Origin of the sequence: Streptomyces sp. NPDC003720, from assembly GCF_042875075.1 — a bacterium.
Lineage (GTDB): Bacteria > Actinomycetota > Actinomycetes > Streptomycetales > Streptomycetaceae > Streptomyces.
This window is the reverse complement of sequence record NZ_JBIANZ010000004.1, coordinates 485784-506581: the sequence shown is the minus strand read 5'-3', so window position 1 is coordinate 506581 and position 20798 is coordinate 485784. Positions and strand designations below refer to the sequence as shown.

The following is a 20798-nucleotide window of genomic DNA, read 5'->3' as shown; positions in this document are numbered from 1 at the left end:
CCTACTGCTTGACCGCCGGCGCCCCGGGAACGCCCTTGGGCGCCGGGGCCGGCCGCCCGGACATGAGGGACGCCCAGCCCTGCCGGGGTGCCTCGCCCACCTTCAGGGTGCGCAGCTTGGCCAGTGTCTGCGGGTTCTGCGCGTCCAGCCAGTCGGCGAGCTGGTGGAAGGAGACGCAGCGCACCTCGGGCTTGTTGCACACCTCCTTCACCACCTCGTCGATGGCGCGCATGTAGGTGCCGCCGTTCCAGGACTCGAAGTGGTTGCCGATGATCAACGGCGCGCGGTTGCCGTCGTAGGCGCGGTAGAAGCCCTTGAGCAGGCCGTCACGCATCTGGTCGCCCCAGTAGTCGTACATGTCGGGGTCGCCCTGGGTCTGCGTGCCGGACTGGTTGACCATGAAGTTGTAGTCCATGGTCAACTGCTCGTAGGTGTGCCCCGGGAAGGGGACCAGCTGCATCGACAGGTCCCACAGGCCGTCCTTCTTATCGGGCCACACCTGGTCGCCGACTCCGCTGGAGTCGTAGCGGAAGCCGAGTTGGCGGGCCGCCTTCCTGAAGTTCTTCTGCCCTTCCAGGCAAGGGGTCCGGGCGCCGATCAGCTCCTTGTCGTAGTCGAAGGGCAGGGGGGCGGTCTTCTCCATGCCGGTGTTGGTCCGCCAGTTCTTCACGAACTGCTTGGCCTGGGCGATCTCGCTCTTCCACTCCTGCACCGACCACTCGCCGACGCCGCCGTCGGGACCGCAGAAGTGTCCGTTGAAGTGGGTGCCGATCTCGTTGCCCTCGAGCCAGGCCAGCCGCACCTGCTTGAGGGTGTCGGAGATGCCCCGCGCGTCGTTGAAGCCGATCTCCGAGCTGCCCGGGGCGTGTTGCGGCGGTCTGTAGAGCTCGCGTTTCTCCTCCGGCAGCAGGTACACGCCGCTGAGGAAGTACGTCATGGTCGCGTTGTTCTCCTTGGAGACCTTGCGGAAGTGGGAGAACAGCTTCTGGCTGTCCTCCCCCGCGCCGTCCCAGGAGAACACCACGAACTGGGGAGGTTTCTGACCGGGCTTGAGCCGCTCGGGGACGGGCAGGTGCGGCTGCCCTCCGGTGTACGCGGTGGACCCGTCACCGATCAGACGGAGCACGCTGTTGGGCGCAGGCGCCCCCTGCCTGGGGCCGGACGCTCCTTGCTTCGGGCCGTCGCCGCCGGACGAGCAACCGGCCAGCGACGCGGTACAGGCCGCGGCGACCATGGCGCCCACGGCGATCCTCTGGGTGGCGGCCATCTTCCGCCCCACCTTCTTCCTTCTCTCAGGCAAACGCTGATGAGGGCGTTTTCAGGTGATGTGCCGGGTTGTGCCGACAGCGCCGCCAAGGTCGCACGGGCCCGAGAAGGAATTAGTACGACAAGCCGATGAAATGATCGCTTCGCCCGCAGAGGTGACTGTTTACCCCATTTGCGACTAAAAGCTATGCATGACCTTTACTCTGCATTACGGTTCGTTTACGAAGCGTTGATCCCGCCACTGCACGCCGTGATCCCACGGCCGCGACCGAGCCCCCCACCGACGGGGCACCACCCCGTACGCGACCGCGCCACCCGGAGGAGACGGGACCATGACCGCCTGCGCACCCACCCACACCCACCACTCACACCGGCCGCACAGCCCGCCCCGCGCCCCGCGCCGCCGCCTCGTCCAGGGCGCCGACGTGTCCGCGTCCATCGCGGTCTTCCTGATCGCCCTGCCCCTGTCCCTCGGTATCGCCCTCGCGACCGGCGCCCCGCTCCAGGCCGGCCTGGTCGCCGCCGCGGTCGGCGGGCTGGTGGCCGGCCGGCTCGGCGGCTGCCCGCTGCAGGTCAGCGGCCCCGCCGCCGGACTCACCGTGGTCACCGCCGACCTCATCCACCGCTACGGCTGGCGGACCACCTGCGGCATCACTGTCCTCGCCGGCCTCGCCCAACTGGGCCTGGGCTGCCTGCGCGTGGCCCGCGGCGCACTCGCCGTCAGTCCCGCCGTGGTGCACGGCATGCTCGCCGGCATCGGCGTCACCATCGCCGTCGCCCAGCTGCACATCGTGCTCGGCGGCAGCCCGGACAGTTCCGTCCTCGCCAACCTGCGCGCCCTGCCCGCTCAACTCGCGGAGCTGGACCCGGCCGCCCTGTCGATGAGCGCGCTGACCCTGACCCTGCTGCTGGCCTGGCCGCGCCTCCCCGGCCGCGCCGGCCGGCTGCTGCGCAGGGTCCCGGCCGCCCTGGTGGCCGTCACCGGAGCCACTGTCACCGCCACGCTGACCGGACTGGTGCTGCCCCGGGTGGACCTGCCGTCCTGGAGCAGTCACGCGCTGGCCGGGCTGCCCGAGGGCCCGGGGCTCGGCATCGCCGCCGCCGTGCTCACCACCACGCTGGTGTGCAGTGTGCAGTCACTGCTCGGCGCGGTCGCCGTGGACAAGCTGGTCGCCGCCCGGCCCGGGCCTCTGGTCGGGCGCTCGGACCTCGACCGCGAACTGCTCGGCCAGGGCGCCGCCAACATCGTCTCGGGGGCGCTCGGCGGACTGCCCGTGGCGGGGGTGGCCGTGCGGAGCACCGCGAACGTGAACTCGGGTGCGGTGAGCCGGAACTCCACGATGCTGCACGGCGTTCTCGTAGTAGCCGCCGCACTGCTGATGGTCCCGCTCCTGGAGTGGATCCCGCTCGCCTCGCTCGCCGCCCTGGTGATGGCCGTCGGCATCCAGATGGTGTCCCTGAACCACATCCGCACGGTGACCCGCCACCGTGAAGTGCTGGTGTACGTCGCCACCACACTCGGCGTGGTGGTCCTCGGCGTCCTGGAGGGTGTGGCCCTCGGGGTCGGCGTGGCGGTCGCCCTCGCCCTGCACCGCCTCGCCCACACCCGCATCACGCACACGGAGAAGGAAGGAGTCCATCACGTACACGTCCGGGGCCAGCTGACGTTCCTCGCCGTGCCCCGGCTCAGCAGAGCCCTGCATCTCGTACCCCAAGGGGTCCACGCCGTCGTGGAGTTGGACGGCTCGTTCATGGACCACGCGGCGTACGAGTCGCTGCAGGACTGGCAGAACACGCACACCGCGCGGGGCGGCACCGCCGAGCTGACCGGTCGGCGGGGCGGAGTCCGCTCGTCGGATCCCGGTCCGTCCGCGGTGTGCCGGTGCCGGCCGTGGACGCCCTGGCGCAACCACCGGGCCTGCTTCGCACAGGTCCCCAGCACACCCGTCACCCACGAACTCGCCCGTGGCATCAGCTCGTTCCAGCGGAACACCGCCCCGCTGGTGCGCGAGGAGCTGGCGCGGCTCGCGCGGGAGGGGCAGCAGCCCTCGCAGCTCTTCCTCACCTGCGCCGACTCCCGGCTGGTCACGTCGATGATCACCGCCAGCGGTCCCGGCGACCTGTTCGTCGTCCGCAACATCGGCAATCTGGTGCCGCCGCCGGGCGAGGAGCACGGCGACCACTCGGTGGCGGCCGCCATCGAGTACGCGGTGGACGTGCTCGGGGTGCGGTCGATCACGGTGTGCGGGCACTCCGGGTGCGGGGCCATGCAGGCGCTGCTGGCCGCCGAGCCCGGCGGCCCGGCGACCCCGCTGAAGCGGTGGCTCGGACACGGGCGGCCGAGCCTCGCCCGGCTGGCCGGCGACCACGGTGACCGGCCCCGGCTGGCCGGGCGGCCGCCCGCCGACGCCGTGGAGCAGCTGTGCCTGACCAACGTGGTCCAGCAGCTGGAGCACCTGCGGGCGCACGAGACGATCGCGCGTGCCCTGCAGGCCGGTGCGCTGGAGCTGCACGGGATGTACTTCCACGTGGGCGAGGCGCAGGCCTATCTGCTCGACGGGAGCGGGGACGGCGCCGCGGTGTTCGAGCATGTGGAGGGAGCTGCGGGAAAGGAGGCGGAAGAGGAGGCTGGACAGGAGACCGGGACGGCCCCGGAGCTGCGAAGTCCCGTTTGATCCCCGAGCCGGGTCGACAGGTCTAAACCAATTTGGCCGTCGACCCTTGTCATCGGACCCCCGCGTCTGATGAGCTGTGGCCTGGGACACAACGGACACCCTGGGAAAGGGAGATGTCGTGAGCAACGAAAGCCTGGCCAACCTCTTGAAGGAGGAGCGACGCTTCGCGCCGCCCGCCGACCTGGCCGCGAACGCCAACGTCGGGGCCGAGGCGTACGAACAGGCCAAGGCTGACAGGCTCGGCTTCTGGGCCGAGCAGGCCCGCCGGCTGACCTGGGCCAAGGAACCGTCCGAGACGCTGGACTGGTCGAACCCGCCGTTCGCGAAGTGGTTCAAGGACGGCGAGCTGAACGTCGCGTACAACTGCGTGGACCGGCACGTGGAGGCCGGGCACGGGGACCGGGTCGCCATCCACTTCGAGGGCGAGCCCGGCGACAGCCGCTCGATCACCTACGCGGAGCTGAAGGACGAGGTCTCCAAGGCGGCCAACGCGCTGCTGGAGCTCGGGGTCCGCAAGGGCGACCGGGTCGCCATCTACATGCCGATGATCCCGGAGACCGCGATCGCGATGCTGGCCTCGGCCCGGATCGGCGCGGCGCACTCGGTGGTGTTCGGCGGTTTCTCGGCGGACGCGCTCGCCACCCGGATCCAGGACGCCGACGCCAAGGTCGTCATCACCTCCGACGGCGGCTACCGGCGCGGCAAGCCCTCCGCGCTCAAGCCCGCCGTGGACGAGGCGATCACCAAGGTCGACAACGTCGAGCACGTGCTCGTGGTGCGCCGCACCGGGCAGGACGTCGCCTGGGACGGCGAGCGGGACGTGTGGTGGCACGAGCTGGTGGACCGGCAGTCCGCCGAGCACACCCCGGAGGCGTTCGACGCGGAGCACCCGCTGTTCATCCTTTACACCTCGGGCACCACCGGTAAGCCGAAGGGCATCCTGCACACCTCCGGCGGCTACCTGACCCAGACGGCGTACACGCACTGGGCGGTGTTCGACCTCAAGCCGGAGACGGACGTCTACTGGTGCACGGCGGACGTCGGCTGGGTCACCGGGCACTCGTACATCGTGTACGGGCCGCTGGCCAACGGCGCGACCCAGGTCATGTACGAGGGCACCCCGGACACCCCGCACCAGGGGCGCTTCTGGGAGATCGTGGAGAAGTACCGGGTCACGATCCTCTACACCGCGCCGACCGCGATCCGCACGTTCATGAAGTGGGGCGACGACATCCCCGCGCAGTTCGACCTGTCGTCGCTGCGGGTGCTCGGGTCCGTCGGCGAGCCGATCAACCCCGAGGCGTGGATCTGGTACCGCAAGCACATCGGCGCCGACGCCACCCCGGTCGTGGACACCTGGTGGCAGACGGAGACCGGCGCGATGATGATCTCGCCGCTGCCCGGCGTCACCGAGGCCAAGCCCGGCTCGGCGCAGCGCCCGCTGCCCGGCATCAGCGCGACCGTCGTGGACGACGAGGCGAACGAGGTGCCGGACGGAGGCGGCGGCTACCTCGTGCTCACCGAGCCGTGGCCGTCGATGCTGCGCACCATCTGGGGCGACGACCAGCGGTTCATCGACACCTACTGGTCGCGCTTCGAGGGCAAGTACTTCGCCGGCGACGGCGCGAAGAAGGACGACGACGGGGACATCTGGCTGCTGGGCCGGGTGGACGACGTGATGCTGGTGTCCGGCCACAACATCTCCACCACCGAGGTGGAGTCGGCGCTGGTCTCGCACCCGTCGGTCGCCGAGGCGGCCGTCGTCGGCGCCGCCGACGAGACCACCGGCCAGGCCATCGTCGCCTTCGTCATCCTGCGCGGCTCGGCGTCCGAGGACGACAAGCTGATCGGCGCGCTGCGCGACCACGTGGGCGCCACGCTCGGCCCGATCGCCAAGCCGAAGCGGGTCCTGCCGGTGGCGGAGCTGCCGAAGACCCGCTCCGGCAAGATCATGCGCCGGCTCCTGCGGGATGTCGCCGAGAACCGTCAGCTCGGTGACGTCACGACGCTGACCGACTCCACGGTCATGGACTTCATCCAGGCGAAGCTCCCGGCCGCGCCGAGCGAGGACTAGGGCCGCACCGCGGGCGGCGGCGCCGTCCGCACGGCCGCGGGACCGGCCGGAAGGGGCGCCCGGCGCGAACACGCCGGGTGCCCCTTTTGCGTCTGATGTTCGGATCGCCGGGTGCATCCCGCGACGACCTTGGGTAACCTCGGCAGTGCTCGATGTGAAAGAGCCTCAAGGTGCGCCGGGAAGTCTGGTCGGCATGTGCTCAGTCCTGCCCACCACACCCGGAGGTCCCCACCGTGGCCGCCCCCCGTGACACCGCGTCCTCCACCTCGACCGGCCGCAAGGTCCTCGGGCGCCTGTCCCTGCCCGAGCGGACCGTGGTCGCGGACGCGCTGCGCACCGAGACCGTGGGCGGCGTCCTGCTGCTCGCCGCCGCCGTCACCGCGCTGGTCTGGGCGAACATCCCGGCACTGAGCCATGGCTACGAGGCCGTCAGCGACTTCCACTTCGGCCCCGCCGCGCTCGGCCTGAACCTGTCCGTGGCGCACTGGGCCGCCGACGGGCTGCTCGCCGTCTTCTTCTTCGTCGCCGGGATCGAGCTCAAGCGCGAGCTGGTCGCCGGTGACCTGCGCGATCCCAGGGCGGCGGTGCTGCCCGTGGTCGCGGCGCTGTGCGGGATGGCCGTACCCGCGCTCGTCTACACCCTGACCAACCTCGCCGGGCACGGCTCCACCGACGGCTGGGCGGTGCCCACCGCCACCGACATCGCCTTCGCGCTGGCCGTCCTCGCGGTCATCGGCACCGCGCTGCCCAGCGCCCTGCGGGCCTTCCTGCTGACCCTGGCGGTCGTCGACGACCTCTTCGCGATCCTGATCATCGCCGTCTTCTTCACCGAACGGATCGACCTGGCCGCGCTCGGCGGAGCCGTCGCCGGGCTGGTGGTCTTCTGGCTGCTGCTGCGCGCGGGGGTGCGCGGCTGGTACGTGTACGTGCCGCTCGCGGTGGTCGTCTGGGCGCTGATGTACAACAGCGGCGTGCACGCCACCATCGCCGGCGTGGCGATGGGCCTGATGCTGCGCTGCACCACCCGCGAGGGCGAGGAGCACTCGCCGGGCGAGCGCATCGAGCATCTGGTGCGGCCGCTGTCGGCCGGGCTCGCCGTACCGCTGTTCGCGCTGTTCAGCGCCGGCGTGTCGGTGTCCGGCAGGGCGCTCGGGGACGTCTTCACCCGGCCCGAGACGCTCGGCGTGGTGCTCGGGCTGGTCGTGGGCAAGGCGCTCGGCATCTTCGGCGGCACCTGGCTGACCGTGCGCTTCACCCGGGCCTCGCTCAGCCAGGACCTCGCCTGGGCCGACGTCTTCGCGGTGTCCTCGCTCGCCGGGATCGGCTTCACCGTCTCGCTCCTCATCGGCGAGCTGGCCTTCGACGGCGACATGGCGCTCACCGACGAGGTGAAGGCGGCCGTCCTCTGCGGCTCGCTGATCGCGGCCGTGTGCGCCACGGTGCTGCTGAAGATACGCAACGCCCGGTACCGCAGGCTCTGGGAGGACGAGGAGCGCGACGAGGACGAGGACGGCATCCCGGACGTCTACGAGCAGGACGACCCGGCGTACCACCTGCGGATGGCGGAGATCCTCGAGCGCAAGGCCGCCGACCACCGGCGCATCGCCGCCGAGAAGGCCGCCGCGGCGCGCCACGGGCTATAGGAAGTACGGGGCGGGGCAGGCGTTGAGGACGGCCGTCCGGCATGATCTGACGAGACGGTACAAATCAAGACGGCACTCGAGACGTCACACGGCACGCGAGACTTCAAAGGGAGAACGCGATGAGCGCACCCGACGGCAGCCCGGTCGGCGCCGAACGCAGCATCGGCCAGCTGTTCGCCTCGGCGACGACCGAGATGTCTGCGCTGGTGCACGACGAGATCGCGCTGGCCAAGGCCCAGCTCAAGCAGGACGTCAAGCGGGGGGCGACCAGCGGCGGCGCGTTCAGCGCCGCCGGCATGCTGCTGCTGTTCTCCCTGCCCATGCTCAACTTCGCGCTGGCGTACGGCATCCGCACCTGGAGCGGCTGGAACCTCGCGGTCTGCTTCCTGCTGTCCTTCGCGGCCAACGTGCTGGTCGCCGCGCTGCTCGCGCTGATCGGCGTGATGTTCGCCAAGAAGGCGAAGAAGAGCCAGGGCCCGCAGAAGGTCGCCGCGTCCGTGAAGGAGTCGGCGAGCGTCCTGCAGAACGCCAAACCGCACCCGCGCCCCGAGCTTCCGCAGGAGCGTGCGCCCCAGGCCATCGAAGCTGTGGCACGCTCGTCCTCATGACGGAACCCGCCGCGGCAGCGGCCGTACGGATCGACCTTCCCTCCGGGGAGAAGGTGACACACCGGGACGTCGCCGCCAACGGCGCGCGGTTCCACATCGCCGAGCTCGGCGACGGCCCCCTGGTGCTGCTGCTGCACGGTTTCCCGCAGTTCTGGTGGACATGGCGCCATCAGCTCGTCGCGCTCGCCGAGGCGGGCTACCGGGCGGTGGCGATGGACCTGCGGGGGGTCGGCGGCAGCGACCGCACCCCGCGCGGGTACGACCCCGCCAACCTCGCCCTGGACGTCACCGGGGTGATCCGCTCCCTCGGCGAGCCGGACGCCGCGCTGGTCGGCCACGACCTGGGCGGCTATCTGGCGTGGACGGCGGCGGCGATGCGGCCCAAGCTCGTGCGGCGGCTCGCGGTCGTCTCGATGCCGCACCCCCGGCGCTGGCGTGCCGCGATGCTCCGGGACGCCCGGCAGACGGCGGCCGGCTCCTACATCTGGGGGTTCCAGCGGCCCTGGATCCCGGAGCGCCAACTCACCGCCGACGGCGGCGCGCTGGTGGGCCGGCTGATCCGGGAGTGGTCCGGGCCGCGGCTGCCGGAGGACGAGGCCGTGGAGAACTACCAGCGGGCCATGTGCATCCCGTCCACCGCGCACTGCTCGATCGAGCCGTACCGCTGGCTGGTGCGCTCCCTGGTCCGCCCGGACGGCATCCAGTTCAACCGCAGGATGAAGCGGCCGGTGCGCGTGCCCACGCTGCATCTGCACGGCTCGCTCGACCCGGTGGCCCGCACGCGCAGCGCGGCCGGCTCGGGCGAGTACGTCGAAGCCCCGTACCGCTGGCGGCTGTTCGACGGGCTCGGGCACTTCCCGCACGAGGAGGACCCGGCGGCCTTCTCCGCGGAACTGGTCAACTGGCTGCGGGATCCCGAACCGGACCGGTGAGGGGACGGACGCGGTGGGTACCCGTCCGCCGAACACCCGTTCCGCGAACGGCCACATGCCCGCCGCATAGGCCAATTGGGGGGCGCGGACGCGGTTATCGACCTTCGGGCGGGGCAGATGTCGGGGTATGGGCTGGACGCACGACTACAGTGACGCACCCCGCAACCGCCGCTCGGCCTCCGGGCTGAGCTCCCCGCAGCGAGGCACTCCGCGGCTCGCGGAGGCGGACCTCAGGGTGGGAATTCCGCGTATCCTGCGCCGCCGGGCCCGCTGGGTCTCGGTACGTCTGCGTCACCCGCGCGGCTGATCCGCCGCACGGGGTCGTCACCGCGGCCGGTCCCCCGCCTCCGGGATCACAGGGCGCAGCTGTCGGTGCCCACCTGCTGGTTCGCGGTGCGGCCCCGGGCGATGTCCTGCTGGATCTCGTCCGCCGTGAGGGCGTAGCCGGTGTCGGCGTCGTCGAGGGACTTGGCGAACACCACTCCGTAGACCCTGCCGTCGGGCGTGAGCAGCGGGCCGCCGGAGTTGCCCTGACGGACGGTCGCGTACAGGGAGTAGACGTCCCGGCCGACCGTGCCGCGGTGGTAGATGTCCGGGCCGTTGGCGGTGATGCGTCCGCGCACCCGCGCGGCCCGCACGTCGTAGGAGCCGTTCTCCGGGAAGCCCGCGACGATCGCGCCGTCGCCGCCGGACGCGTCCTGGGTGCTGAACTTCAGGGCGTTCGCCGTGAGGTCCGGTACGTCGAGCACGGCGATGTCGCGCTTCCAGTCGTACAGGACGACCTTCGCGTCGTACTTGCGGCCCACTCCGCCTATCTGGACGGTGGGCTCGTCGACGCCGCCGACGACGTGCGCGTTGGTCATGACACGCCGGTCGGCGAAGACGAAGCCGCTGCCCTCAAGGACCTTGCCGCAGCTCTGCGCGGTGCCGGTGACCTTGACGATGGACCGCTGGGCGCGCGTGGCGACCGCGCTGTTCGCCAGGGCCGGGTCGGGCGGCTCCACGTCCTTGATCGGCTCGTTGGAGAAGGGGCTGAAGACCTGCGGGAAGCCGTTCTGGGCGAGGACCGAGGTGAAGTCCTGGAACCATGTGTCCGCCTGCGCGGGCAGCGCCTCGGAGACGCCGAGCAGCACCTTGGAGCTGCGGACCTCCTTGCCCAGCGTCGGCAGGGTCGTCTGGGCGAGGGCGGAGCCGATCAGCCAGGCGACGAGCAGCATCGCGACGACGTTGACGAGGGCGCCGCCGGTGGCATCCAGCGCGCGGGCCGGGGACCAGGTGATGTAGCGGCGCAGTTTGTTGCCCAGGTGGGTGGTCAGGGCCTGGCCGACGGAGGCGCAGACGATGACGACGACCACGGCGACGACGGCCGCGGTGGTGCCCACCGGGGCGTTGTCGGAGACGGCGTCCCAGATGACGGGCAGCGTGTACACGGCGACGAGGCCGCCGCCGAGGAACCCGATCACCGACAGGATGCCGACGACGAAGCCCTGGCGGTAGCCCACGACCGCGAACCACACGGCCGCGGCCAGCAACAGGATGTCCAGCACGTTCACTGCTTCAGGCCTCGCCTACTCCACTCCGGTCCCAGCAGCCTCGGCCGGGGGTCCGAGGGCCCGCGGCGCAGCCGCCGACGTCACTGCCCTCGGGCGAACACAGCACGGGGTTCACCCTGTCATGACCGCCAGTCGAGCGGGACCTGCTTGTCCCGGTCCCAGGGCCGCTCCCAGCCCGCGTAGTGCAGCAGACGGTCGATCACTCCGGCGGTGAAACCCCAGACCAGGGCCGATTCGACCAGGAATGCCGGACCCCGGTGGCCGCTCGGGTGGACGGCGGTGGCCCGGTGGGCGGGGTCCGTGAGATCCGCCACGGGGACGGTGAAGACGCGGGCCGTCTCGTTGGGATCGACGACGCCGACCGGGCTGGGCTCGCGCCACCAGCCGAGCACGGGGGTGACGACGAAGCCGCTGACCGGGATGTAGAGCGCGGGCAGCACGCCGAAGAGCTGGACGCCGGACGGGTCGAGGCCGGTCTCCTCCTCGGCCTCGCGCAGCGCGGCTCTGAGCGGTCCGTCGCCCGCCGGGTCGCCGTCCTCCGGGTCGAGGGCGCCGCCCGGGAAGGACGGCTGGCCGGCATGGGAGCGCAGGGAGCCGGCCCGCTCCATGAGCAGCAGCTCGGGGCCTCGCTCGCCCTCGCCGAAGAGGATCAGCACGGCCGACTGCCGTCCCGAGCCGTTCTCCGGCGGCAGGAAGCGGCTGAGCTGGAGCGGCTGGACCGTCCGCGCCGCCCGCACCACCGGGTCCAGCCAGTCGGGAAGGCCCTCCTCGCTCAGTGTCACCGGCCCTCTGTGCGTGTCGTGCGTCTCGTGCGTGTACGTCATCGCCACCCCCGTCCTGCCGTGTCCAACGCCCGAGGGCACCGAGATCGTTCCGTCATCCGGCCCCCAGCGGCGGCGCGGGCCTGCCGCCGGCGTCGAGGTAGGCCTGCGGCGGCTTCAGTCGCTGGCCGGGGAGGCCGCCCTTCTCGTACTTCAGGAGCTTCTTCGCCTTCTCCGGGTCGGTCTCGCCCTCGCCGTAGGCCGGGCAGAGCGGGGCGATGGGGCAGGCGCCGCAGGCGGGCTTGCGGGCGTGGCAGATGCGGCGGCCGTGCCAGATCACGTGGTGGGACAGGTCGGTCCAGTCGCTCTTGGGGAACAGGGCGCCGACGGCCGCCTCGATCTTGTCGGGGTCGGTCTCGTCGGTCCACTGCCAGCGCCGGACCAGCCGCTGGAAGTGCGTGTCCACGGTGATCCCGGGGCGCCCGAAGGCGTTGCCCAGGACGACGAAGGCGGTCTTGCGGCCCACGCCGGGCAGCTTGACCAGTTCCTCCAGTTTTCCGGGCACCTGGCCGCCGAAGTCCTCGGCGAGGGCCTTCGAGAGGCCTATGACCGACCTGGTCTTGGCCCGGAAGAACCCGCAGGGGCGCAGGATCTCCTCGACCTCCTCCGGGTTGGCCGCCGCGAGGTCCTCGGGCGTGGGGTACTTGGCGAAGAGCGCCGGGGTGGTCTGGTTGACCCTCAGGTCGGTGGTCTGGGCCGACAGGACCGTGGCGACCAGGAGCTGGAACGGGTTCTCGAAGTCCAGCTCCGGGTGGGCGTAGGGGTAGACCTCGGCGAGCTCGCGGTTGATGCGGCGGGCGCGGCGGACCAGCGCGGTGCGCGACTCCCCGGCCGGCGGCTTCACGGCGATCTTCTTGACCGGCGCGGACTTCTTCACCGGCACGGCCTTCTCGGCGCCCACTGCCTTCTCGGCCGGTGCGACCTTTTTGGACGATTTGTCGCTTTTACTACTACTGCCGGGACCCTGTTCGCCCACAGCGGAATCTCGACGTGCAACCACCCGTGCAGCCCCCTTGCCCTGTGCTCTCACCGGCGTTTTGGACACCCGGCCAGCCTAAAGCCCGGCACCGACATCCGCCCCGGACCCGGGGGATCGGCCCCCGATTGGACCCCTGCCGCGTACCCCGGGACATCTGTGCGGCATCCTTGTGACAGATCACACTGTTTGGACCGCCCGGCAAAACGGGGAACACGGTCCCCTGGTAGCCGGGGGATCATGGTCCCCTGAGCAGGTCGACAAGGGAGAGAACTCGTGGACGACGTTCTGCGGCGCAATCCGCTTTTCGCGGCGCTCGACGACGAGCAGGCCGCGGAGCTCCGCGCCTCCATGAGTGAGGTGACCCTCGCGCGTGGTGACTCGCTGTTCCACGAGGGCGACCCCGGTGACCGGCTGTACGTCGTCACCGAGGGCAAGGTCAAGCTGCACCGCACCTCTCCCGACGGCCGCGAGAACATGCTCGCCGTCGTCGGCCCCAGCGAGCTGATCGGCGAGCTGTCGCTGTTCGACCCGGGCCCGCGCACCGCGACCGCGACCGCGCTCACCGAGGTCAAGCTGCTCGCCCTCGGCCACGGCGACCTCCAGCCCTGGCTGAACGTGCGCCCGGAGGTGGCCGGCGCCCTGCTGCGCGCCGTCGCCCGCCGCCTGCGCAAGACCAACGACGCCATGTCCGACCTGGTCTTCTCCGACGTCCCCGGCCGTGTCGCGCGCGCCCTGCTGGACCTCTCCCGCCGTTTCGGCGTTCAGTCCGAGGAGGGCATCCACGTCGTCCACGACCTCACGCAGGAGGAGCTGGCCCAGCTCGTCGGCGCCTCGCGCGAGACCGTGAACAAGGCGCTGGCGGACTTCGCCGGGCGCGGGTGGCTCCGCCTGGAGGCGCGTGCCGTGATCCTGCTGGACGTGGAGCGCCTGGCCAAGCGGTCCCGCTGACCGCCCGCACACGCGCGTGAGGCCTTGCCGCCCCGCGTGAGGCCTTGCCGCCCCGCGCGGGGCCTTTCGCATGCCCCGCGCGGGGCATGCGAAAGGCCCATCGCCCTCAATGCCGACAGCCCGTAAATCGCCCGCCCCGGGGCCCCGCACCGGGCACAGTGAACGCATGACCGACACCGTTCAGCGTCCCGGACTCGACACGCAGGGGTTCCTCGTCCGCGAGGGCTCCCTCGCGCGCGTGCCGGACGCGTTCCGCCCCGTCGTGGCCGCCGCGCGCGACCGGCTGCCGGACCTCCTCGGGGCGCGGCTGCACAGCGCGTACCTCTACGGGTCGATCCCGCGCGGCACCGCGCGCCCCGGGCGCAGCGACTTCGATCTGCTGCTTGCGCTGCGCGAGGAGCCGACGGACGCCGACCGGCAGGACGTGCGGGCCTTCGGCGAGCGCCTCGACGAGGAGTTCCCGCAGATCGACGGGGTCGGCGCGCTGCTGTACGGCCGGGGGCGGCTGCTGAGCGAGATGGAGCGGCACGACATGGGCTGGTTCGTCGCCTGCCTGTGCACACCGCTGCTCGGGGACGACCTCGCCGCGCACCTGCCCCGGTACCGCCCCGACTCCCTGCTGGCCCGGGAGACCAACGGCGACCTCGCCCTGCTGCTGCCGCGCTGGCGCGAGCGGATCGAGCGGACGGCAGGCACCGAGGAGGCGCTGCGGCCGCTCGTCCGTTTCATGTCCCGGCACCTCGTGCGCACCGGCTTCACCCTCGTGATGCCCCGCTGGCGGGGCTGGACCAGCGACCTGCGCGAGATGGCCGGCGCGTTCGGCGCCCACTACCCGGAGCGGGCCGCGCAAATGCGCCGGGCGGCGGAGTGCGGCTACGAGCCCGTCGGCGACGCGGACGTACTGCGGTCGTACGTGGACGACCTCGGCCCCTGGCTGGCCGCCGAGTACGCGCGCGTGCACGGTGTGAAGGCCCCCCGGCCGGAGGACCGGCTCTGAGCGGCCCCGCGGGCCTGCGCCACCCGCCCTGCGGGTGGCCGCGGCCTGCGGGAGCCCGGCCCGACGGGCACCCGGCGTACGGGACCGCTATATGAGTCCGTGCTCGCTCAGGTAGTCCATCTGGGCCCGCACCGACAGCTCCGCCGCCGGCCACAGGGAGCGGTCGACGTCGGCGTACACGTGGGCGACGACCTGCGCCGGGGAGCGGTAGCCGTCCTCGACGGCCGTCTCGACCTGGGCGAGCCGGTGGGCGCGGTGGGCGAGGTAGAACTCGACGGCCCCCTGGGCGTCCTCCAGGACCGGCCCGTGGCCCGGCAGGACCGTGTGGACGCCGTCGTCCACGGTGAGGGAGCGCAGGCGGCGCAGGGAGTCCAGGTAGTCGCCGAGGCGGCCGTCCGGGTGGGCCACGACGGTCGTGCCGCGCCCGAGGACGGTGTCCCCGGTCAGCACCGCCCGGTCGGCCGGGAGGTGGAAGCAGAGCGAGTCCGCGGTGTGCCCGGGGGTCGGTACGACCCTCAGCTCCAGACCGCCGACCGCTATCACGTCACCGGCGGCCAGGCCCTCGTCGCCGAGCCGGAGCGCCGGGTCGAGGGCGCGCACGCGCGTGCGGGTCAGCTCGGCGAACCGGGCGGCGCCCTCGGCGTGGTCGGGGTGGCCGTGGGTGAGCAGGGTCAGGGCTATGCGCTTGCCGGCCTTCTCGGCCGTGTCGACGACGGCGCCCAGGTGGCCGTCGTCCAGCGGCCCGGGGTCGATCACCACGGCCAGGTCGGAGCCGGGCTCGGAGACGATCCAGGTGTTGGTGCCGTCCAGGGTCATCGCGGAGGCGTTGGGCGCGAGCACGTTGACGGCGCGTTCGGTCGCCGGACCCGTGAGGACACCGCCCCGGGGCTGTCCGGGCAGGGCGCTTGCGTCCGTCATGCGGGGCCTCCTCCGGTGCTCGGGGCCGTCGTCCCGCGTTCCGTCCCAGGTGCCCCGCCGGTGGCCGTCCCACTCGCCGGGACATGCTTGGTGAACTCGTCGTGGCCGGGCCAGGACAGGACGATCTCGCCGTCCACCAGGCGGGCTCTGGCCAGCACCGGGGTCATGTCCCGCGCCGGCGCGGCCGCGAGCGCCCCGGCCGCCGTGTCGTACGGCAGGAGCTGGCGCAGGGTGGCGATGGTGGGCGGCATCATCAGCAGCTCGCCCCTGTCGTACCCGGCTGCGGCCTCCTCGGGGCGGATCCACACCGTGCGGTCGGCCTCCGTGGAGGCGTTGCGGGTGCGCTGGCCCTCGGGCAGGACGGCCACGAAGAACCAGGTGTCGTAGCGCCGGGACTCGAACTCCGGGGTGATCCAGCGGGTCCAGGCGCCCAGCAGGTCGGAGCGGAGCACCAGGCCGCGGCGGTCCAGGAACTCGGCGAACGACAGCTCGCGCGCGACGAGGGCGGCGCGGTCGGCCTCCCAGTCGTCCCCGGTGGTGTCCCCGACCACCGAGCCGGCGTCCGGGCCGGCGAGCAGGACGCCCGCCTCCTCGTACGTCTCCCGCACGGCGGCGCAGACGACGGCCTGGGCGCCGCTCTCGTCGACGCCCAGCCGTTCGGCCCACCACGCGCGCGTGGGACCGGCCCAGCGGACCAGGCGGTCGTCGTCGCGCGGGTCGACACCGCCGCCGGGATACGCGTACGCGCCTCCGGCGAAGGCCATGGAGGCGCGTCTGCGCAGCATGTGGACGGCCGGACCGGCCGCGGTGTCCTTCAGGAGGAGCACGGTGGCCGCGCGCTTCGGGGTCACCGGCACGAGGGTGCCGTCCGCGAGCGCGCGGATGCGGTCGGGCCACTCCGGGGGATACCACTGACCGTTCGCCATGGCCGGAGGCTATCCCGTGTAGGGCGAATGTTCGAGAGGCACCCGAGGTCAGAGAGGTTACCGGTCGAGCTCGACCTGGATCTCGACCTCCACCGGGGCGTCCAGCGGCAGCACCGCGACGCCCACCGCGCTGCGGGCGTGCACGCCCTTCTCGCCCAGCACCTCGCCGAGCAGCTCGCTGGCGCCGTTGACGACACCCGGCTGCCCGGTGAAGTCAGCGGCCGAGGCGACGAAGCCGACGACCTTCACCACGCGCGCGATGCGGTCCAGGTCGCCGGTGACGGACTTCACGGCGGCCAGCGCGTTCAGCGCGCAGGTGCGGGCCAGCTCCTTGGCCTCCTCGGCCGTGACCTCGGCGCCCACCTTGCCGGTGACCGGCAGCTTGCCCTCCACCATCGGCAGCTGGCCGGCGGTGTAGACGTAGACGCCGGACCGCACGGCCGGCTGGTACGAGGCCAGCGGCGGCACGACCTCCGGCAGGGTCAGGCCCAGTTCGGCCAGCTTCTCCTCGACCGCGCTCACGCCTGCTTCTCCCGCTTCAGGTAGGCCACGAGCTGCTCGGGGTTGTTCGGCCCGGGCACGACCTGGACGAGCTCCCAGCCGTCCTCGCCCCAGGTGTCCAGGATCTGCTTCGTGGCATGGACGAGCAGCGGCACGGTCGCGTATTCCCACTTCTTGGTCATGGGCCGACTGTAGCCGCTGCGGTCACCCGGTCAGGCGGCCGACCACGGCCTCCGTCGCCCGCGGCGGGCACCGGTGCACGGGTGTGCCGTACGCCGGGCAGGGAGCGGAAGGCGCCGGACGCGAGGACGGCGGAAGGGGGTCCCGGGGGCCGGTCGGGAGCGCGGTTGTCCACAGCCTCCCGCGTGGACATCGGCCGGACTGGTTAGGCTCGAATACGTGAGCAGGCTCCAGGTCGTCAGCGGCAAGGGCGGGACCGGCAAGACGACGGTCGCCGCCGCACTCGCGCTGGCCCTCGCGACCGAGGGGAAGCGGACGCTTCTCGTGGAGGTCGAGGGTCGGCAGGGCATCGCACAGCTCTTCGAGACAGATGCGCTGCCCTACGAGGAACGGAAGATCGCGGTCGCACCCGGTGGCGGGGAGGTGTACGCCCTCGCCATCGACCCCGAACTCGCCCTTCTGGACTATCTCCAGATGTTCTACAAGCTCGGCGGCGCGGGCCGGGCGCTGAAGAAGCTCGGCGCGATCGACTTCGCCACCACGGTCGCGCCGGGACTCAGGGACGTCCTGCTGACCGGCAAGGCGTGCGAGGCGGTCCGCCGCAAGGACAAGGCCGGGCGGTTCATCTACGACTACGTGGTGATGGACGCGCCGCCCACCGGCCGCATCACCCGGTTCCTCAACGTCAACGACGAGGTCGCCGGACTCGCCAAGATCGGCCCGATACACAATCAGGCGCAGGCGGTGATGCGGGTGCTGAAGTCGCCGGAGACGGCGGTGCACCTGGTGACGCTGCTGGAGGAGATGCCCGTCCAGGAGACCGCCGACGGGATCGCCGAACTCCGCGCGGCGCGGCTCCCGGTGGGCCGGGTCATCGTGAACATGGTCCGGCCGGGGGTGTTGGACGCGGAGGACCTGGAACTCGTACGGACCGTGCCGCGCGCCTCCGTCGCGCGGTCCCTGTCGGCCGCCGGGCTCGGCGGGGCGCGGCGCGGCGGGCACGCCGAGCGGCTGGTGGACCCGCTGCTGGAGCAGGCGGCCGAGTACGCCGAGCGGCACGCGCTGGAGCAGGAGCAGCGCGCGGTCCTCGGCGAACTGGAGCTGCCGCTGCACGAACTGCCGCTGCTCGTGGAGGGCATGGACCTCGCGGGCCTGTACGAACTCGCCACCGAGCTGCGGAAGCAGGGGTTGTCATGAGCGTGGACCCGGCCGAGGCGCAGGACGCCGCCCGACCTCATCTCTCCCCCGCGCGCGTGCTGGACGTCGATCCGCTGCTGGACGACCCGGGCACCCGGATCGTGGTGTGCTGCGGCTCGGGCGGCGTCGGCAAGACGACGACCGCGGCGGCGCTGGGCCTGCGGGCGGCCGAGCGGGGCCGCAAGGTGGTCGTCCTCACCATCGACCCGGCCCGCCGGCTCGCCCAGTCGATGGGCATCGACTCCCTCGACAACGTGCCCAGGCGGGTCAAGGGCACCGAGGGCGACGGCGAGCTGCACGCGATGATGCTCGACATGAAGCGCACCTTCGACGAGGTCGTGGAGGCGCACGCGGACAGTGAGCGGGCGGCCGCGATCCTGGCGAACCCCTTCTACCAGTCGCTCTCGGCGGGCTTCGCGGGCACGCAGGAGTACATGGCGATGGAGAAGCTGGGGCAGCTCCGGGCGCGGGACGAGTGGGACCTGATCGTGGTCGACACCCCGCCGTCCCGCTCGGCGCTGGACTTCCTGGACGCGCCCAAGCGGCTCGGTTCCTTCCTGGACGGCCGGCTGATCCGTCTGCTGACCGCTCCGGCCAAGCTGGGCGGCCGCGCGGGGATGGCCTTCCTCAACGTGGGCATGTCGATGATGACCGGCACCCTGGGCAAGCTGCTCGGCGGTCAGCTGCTGAAGGACGTGCAGACGTTCGTGGCCGCGATGGACACCACCTTCGGCGGCTTCCGCACCCGCGCGGACGCCACGTACAAGCTGCTCCAGGCGCCCGGTACGGCGTTCCTGGTGGTGGCGGCGCCGGAGCGGGACGCGCTGCGCGAGGCGGCGTACTTCGTGGAGCGGCTGGCCGCGGAGGCCATGCCGCTGGTGGGGCTGGTGCTGAACCGGGTCCACGGCAGCGGCGCCGGGCGGCTGTCCGCGGAGCGGGCCCTCGACGCCGCGGAAAATCTTGAGGACCCCCGCATTGTGGATCAGGGGGACGGGAAAGCTGGACTTCGTAACTCTCCCGACACGCAAGGCAGTTCAGAAACTCCCGCTGCCACGCCATCGGCTCCGGACGACGGCTCCCCCGCCGGCACCGACGACGGCTCCCCCGCCGCGGACCCGGAGCGGACTGTGGACCAGCTCACCGCAGGCCTGCTGAGACTGCACGCCGAGCGCATGCATCTGCTCTCGCGCGAGCAGCGCACGCGTGACCGTTTCCTCGCCCGTCATCCCGAAGTGGCGGTCGTCGAGGTACCGGCGCTGCCCGGTGACGTGCACGACCTCACGGGGCTGCGCGACATCGGCGACCGGCTGGCGGCGGGGCGTACGGAACTGTCGTAGCGCTTACCGCTCGGCGTGCACGCGTACGTGGCGGTCGTCCGCGCGGGTCCGGCGGACGGCACGCACCGCGCGTTCGCGCGCGCGTGACCGCTCGTGGCAGGCATGCGCGTCGGTCGCGTGCTCGGACAGCGGGCGCACGCGGCTAGCCAGAGCGCCTGTCACCCACGCCGCGTCGGGGGCCGCACCGCCGCGACACCCCGTCACCGCTGCGACGGGCCACTGCCACTCCGACGGACCACTGTCGCTCGTCGGCCCGGCGGCCACCTGCCCAGCGGGCAGCGTCACGCCGACGCGTACCCGCCGGCCGGGGCCGAGGCCGCTCCTGGAGCGGCCGTCGCCTCAACCACGCACGCCTCGACCGCGCTCGCCCCGAATGGTTCCGGGGCGACACCCAGTGGCATGTGCCCTCAGCTGACCGCCGCGTAGTTCTCGTACACCTCGTCGCTGTCGAGGGACACGATGCCCGCGCCGCGCTCGTACTCCGAGCGTGCGGTCTCCAGCAGCCTGCGCCAGGAGGTCACCGTGGGCCGCCGGCGCAGCAGTGCGCGGCGCTCCCGCTCCGTCATGCCTCCCCACACGCCGAACTCGACGCGATTGTCCAGCGCGTCGGCCAGGCACTCGGTACGTACCGGACATCCGGTGCACACCGCCTTGGCCCTGTTCTGCGCTGCTCCCTGCACGAACAGTTCATCCGGATCAGTAGTGCGGCAGGCAGCCTGCGCACTCCAGTCGGTTACCCAGCCCATACCGGCGCCGTCCTCTCCCGAATCGAGGCTCCCCCACGGCGGCAGCGGCATATTCACCGCCGCCAGTTGAGGACGTTACGGAAGGTGGGCACAGCGCAACACCCCCTTCGGGCCCAATCTTGAATGGTCCGAACGGACTATGGGTAAGCGGCAGATCACCCGGGGGAGTGAGCTGACGACATGCGCGACCATCCCGGCATACCGGGACGGCTGTGGTGTGCCACACGGTGCGTCAGGTGACACACGAGGCGGAATCGGACACGCCCCGCCGAAGATTCAGGGGTACTTCCGGAACGATTCGGGTTCGCCGGACGTATTGATGTGTGGCCGCGCCGCTGTGACAGTTACGAGCAGCTTAGGCCAAGGCCTGTGCGCCTGTCCGGCGAATGAGAACGTAGGCCCCGCTTCGCCGTGCCGTGACAGCGGCCCCGGGCCGCCGGGCCGGAGGCGCGCACGTCACGATCCGGCACCCGAACATCCCGACGGAGGGCCGCTCC

General features: G+C 71.9%; 19 protein-coding genes. 10 read left to right on the top strand and 9 right to left on the bottom strand.

The window, feature by feature from the left end:
- Window position 1 precedes the first annotated feature (1 nt).
- Window positions 2–1267 carry a hypothetical protein gene (locus ACFYU0_RS14060; RefSeq protein ID WP_389300721.1) on the bottom strand — a complete coding sequence of 422 codons (1266 nt, stop codon included), beginning with the start codon at window positions 1265–1267 and terminating at the stop codon, window positions 2–4.
- 331 nt (window positions 1268–1598) lie between these two features.
- Between ACFYU0_RS14060 and ACFYU0_RS14055 the strand changes: the two genes are divergently transcribed.
- From ACFYU0_RS14055 to ACFYU0_RS14030, 6 genes are all read left to right on the top strand, one after another.
- Window positions 1599–3941, top strand: coding sequence for a SulP family inorganic anion transporter (locus ACFYU0_RS14055; protein WP_389300718.1), 2343 nt, complete (start codon window positions 1599–1601; stop codon window positions 3939–3941).
- A 118-nt stretch (window positions 3942–4059) separates the two neighbouring features.
- On the top strand, window positions 4060–6015 hold the full coding sequence (gene acs / locus ACFYU0_RS14050; protein ID WP_389300715.1) for an acetate--CoA ligase: 1956 nt from the start codon (window positions 4060–4062) through the stop codon (window positions 6013–6015).
- A gap of 233 nt (window positions 6016–6248) precedes the next feature.
- Window positions 6249–7658: a Na+/H+ antiporter NhaA gene (gene nhaA, locus ACFYU0_RS14045; protein ID WP_389300711.1), complete on the top strand. Its 1410-nt coding sequence runs from the start codon at window positions 6249–6251 to the stop codon at window positions 7656–7658.
- Window positions 7659–7777: 119 nt separating this feature from the next.
- Window positions 7778–8266 carry a phage holin family protein gene (locus tag ACFYU0_RS14040; protein WP_351667393.1) on the top strand — a complete coding sequence of 163 codons (489 nt, stop codon included), beginning with the start codon at window positions 7778–7780 and terminating at the stop codon, window positions 8264–8266.
- Entirely contained in the window at window positions 8263–9198 is a 936-nt protein-coding gene (locus ACFYU0_RS14035) for an alpha/beta hydrolase (protein ID WP_351667395.1), read from the top strand. Before ACFYU0_RS14040 ends, ACFYU0_RS14035 begins: the two co-directional genes overlap by 4 nt.
- 127 nt (window positions 9199–9325) lie before the next feature.
- Window positions 9326–9505 (top strand): hypothetical protein, encoded by a 180-nt coding sequence (locus tag ACFYU0_RS14030; protein WP_351667397.1) that lies wholly within the window; start codon window positions 9326–9328, stop codon window positions 9503–9505.
- A 46-nt stretch (window positions 9506–9551) separates the two neighbouring features.
- On the opposite strand, the gene ACFYU0_RS14025 is transcribed toward ACFYU0_RS14030, so the two are convergent.
- The 3 genes from ACFYU0_RS14025 to nth form a co-directional block, all read right to left on the bottom strand.
- Window positions 9552–10751: a MarP family serine protease gene (locus ACFYU0_RS14025; protein WP_351667399.1), complete on the bottom strand. Its 1200-nt coding sequence runs from the start codon at window positions 10749–10751 to the stop codon at window positions 9552–9554.
- A gap of 119 nt (window positions 10752–10870) precedes the next feature.
- Window positions 10871–11575, bottom strand: coding sequence for a CoA pyrophosphatase (locus ACFYU0_RS14020; RefSeq protein ID WP_351667401.1), 705 nt, complete (start codon window positions 11573–11575; stop codon window positions 10871–10873).
- Window positions 11576–11627: 52 nt separating this feature from the next.
- Window positions 11628–12548 carry an endonuclease III gene (gene nth / locus ACFYU0_RS14015; protein WP_351667403.1) on the bottom strand — a complete coding sequence of 307 codons (921 nt, stop codon included), beginning with the start codon at window positions 12546–12548 and terminating at the stop codon, window positions 11628–11630.
- Window positions 12549–12824: 276 nt separating this feature from the next.
- Between nth and ACFYU0_RS14010 the strand changes: the two genes are divergently transcribed.
- Both ACFYU0_RS14010 and ACFYU0_RS14005 read left to right on the top strand, forming a co-directional pair.
- Window positions 12825–13499, top strand: coding sequence for a Crp/Fnr family transcriptional regulator (locus tag ACFYU0_RS14010; RefSeq protein ID WP_199211391.1), 675 nt, complete (start codon window positions 12825–12827; stop codon window positions 13497–13499).
- Window positions 13500–13665: 166 nt separating this feature from the next.
- Window positions 13666–14496, top strand: a complete 831-nt coding sequence (locus ACFYU0_RS14005; RefSeq protein WP_389300703.1) for a nucleotidyltransferase domain-containing protein — start codon at window positions 13666–13668, stop codon at window positions 14494–14496.
- A gap of 87 nt (window positions 14497–14583) precedes the next feature.
- Here ACFYU0_RS14005 and ACFYU0_RS14000 read toward each other — a convergent pair whose 3' ends face one another.
- Genes ACFYU0_RS14000 through ACFYU0_RS13985 form a run of 4 tightly spaced genes read right to left on the bottom strand, consistent with a single transcriptional unit; the run spans window position 14584 to window position 17023 of the window.
- Complete coding sequence (locus tag ACFYU0_RS14000; RefSeq protein WP_389300700.1) at window positions 14584–15414, bottom strand: MBL fold metallo-hydrolase; 831 nt, start codon at window positions 15412–15414, stop codon at window positions 14584–14586.
- On the bottom strand, window positions 15411–16340 hold the full coding sequence (locus tag ACFYU0_RS13995; RefSeq protein WP_351667410.1) for an NUDIX hydrolase: 930 nt from the start codon (window positions 16338–16340) through the stop codon (window positions 15411–15413). Before ACFYU0_RS13995 ends, ACFYU0_RS14000 begins: the two co-directional genes overlap by 4 nt.
- A gap of 57 nt (window positions 16341–16397) precedes the next feature.
- Window positions 16398–16862 carry a RidA family protein gene (locus tag ACFYU0_RS13990; protein WP_351667412.1) on the bottom strand — a complete coding sequence of 155 codons (465 nt, stop codon included), beginning with the start codon at window positions 16860–16862 and terminating at the stop codon, window positions 16398–16400.
- Window positions 16859–17023 carry a DUF4177 domain-containing protein gene (locus tag ACFYU0_RS13985; RefSeq protein ID WP_136744038.1) on the bottom strand — a complete coding sequence of 55 codons (165 nt, stop codon included), beginning with the start codon at window positions 17021–17023 and terminating at the stop codon, window positions 16859–16861. Before ACFYU0_RS13985 ends, ACFYU0_RS13990 begins: the two co-directional genes overlap by 4 nt.
- Window positions 17024–17240: 217 nt before the next feature.
- On the opposite strand from ACFYU0_RS13985, the gene ACFYU0_RS13980 reads away from it, so the two are divergent.
- On the top strand, window positions 17241–18218 hold the full coding sequence (locus tag ACFYU0_RS13980) for an ArsA-related P-loop ATPase (protein WP_351667414.1): 978 nt from the start codon (window positions 17241–17243) through the stop codon (window positions 18216–18218).
- A complete protein-coding gene (locus ACFYU0_RS13975) occupies window positions 18215–19555 on the top strand; it encodes an ArsA family ATPase (protein WP_351667416.1) in 1341 nt (446 codons plus the stop codon). Before ACFYU0_RS13980 ends, ACFYU0_RS13975 begins: the two co-directional genes overlap by 4 nt.
- 407 nt (window positions 19556–19962) lie before the next feature.
- Here the strand turns inward: ACFYU0_RS13975 and wblA are convergent, their stop codons facing one another.
- Window positions 19963–20301 carry a transcriptional regulator WblA gene (wblA, locus tag ACFYU0_RS13970; RefSeq protein WP_174266212.1) on the bottom strand — a complete coding sequence of 113 codons (339 nt, stop codon included), beginning with the start codon at window positions 20299–20301 and terminating at the stop codon, window positions 19963–19965.
- Window positions 20302–20798: the final 497 nt, after the last annotated feature.

What these genes read in the sequence shown, in the direction of transcription:
- ACFYU0_RS14060 (WP_389300721.1), bottom strand. Translation starts at nt 1,267, where the DNA reads ATGGCCGCCACCCAGAGGATCGCCGTGGGCGCCATGGTCGCCGCGGCC.
- ACFYU0_RS14055 (WP_389300718.1), top strand. Translation starts at nt 1,599, where the DNA reads ATGACCGCCTGCGCACCCACCCACACCCACCACTCACACCGGCCGCAC.
- ACFYU0_RS14040 (WP_351667393.1), top strand. Translation starts at nt 7,778, where the DNA reads ATGAGCGCACCCGACGGCAGCCCGGTCGGCGCCGAACGCAGCATCGGC.
- ACFYU0_RS14035 (WP_351667395.1), top strand. Translation starts at nt 8,263, where the DNA reads ATGACGGAACCCGCCGCGGCAGCGGCCGTACGGATCGACCTTCCCTCC.
- ACFYU0_RS14030 (WP_351667397.1), top strand. Translation starts at nt 9,326, where the DNA reads ATGGGCTGGACGCACGACTACAGTGACGCACCCCGCAACCGCCGCTCG.
- ACFYU0_RS14020 (WP_351667401.1), bottom strand. Translation starts at nt 11,575, where the DNA reads ATGACGTACACGCACGAGACGCACGACACGCACAGAGGGCCGGTGACA.
- ACFYU0_RS14005 (WP_389300703.1), top strand. Translation starts at nt 13,666, where the DNA reads ATGACCGACACCGTTCAGCGTCCCGGACTCGACACGCAGGGGTTCCTC.
- ACFYU0_RS14000 (WP_389300700.1), bottom strand. Translation starts at nt 15,414, where the DNA reads ATGACGGACGCAAGCGCCCTGCCCGGACAGCCCCGGGGCGGTGTCCTC.
- ACFYU0_RS13995 (WP_351667410.1), bottom strand. Translation starts at nt 16,340, where the DNA reads ATGGCGAACGGTCAGTGGTATCCCCCGGAGTGGCCCGACCGCATCCGC.
- ACFYU0_RS13985 (WP_136744038.1), bottom strand. Translation starts at nt 17,023, where the DNA reads ATGACCAAGAAGTGGGAATACGCGACCGTGCCGCTGCTCGTCCATGCC.
- ACFYU0_RS13975 (WP_351667416.1), top strand. Translation starts at nt 18,215, where the DNA reads ATGAGCGTGGACCCGGCCGAGGCGCAGGACGCCGCCCGACCTCATCTC.
- wblA (WP_174266212.1), bottom strand. Translation starts at nt 20,301, where the DNA reads ATGGGCTGGGTAACCGACTGGAGTGCGCAGGCTGCCTGCCGCACTACT.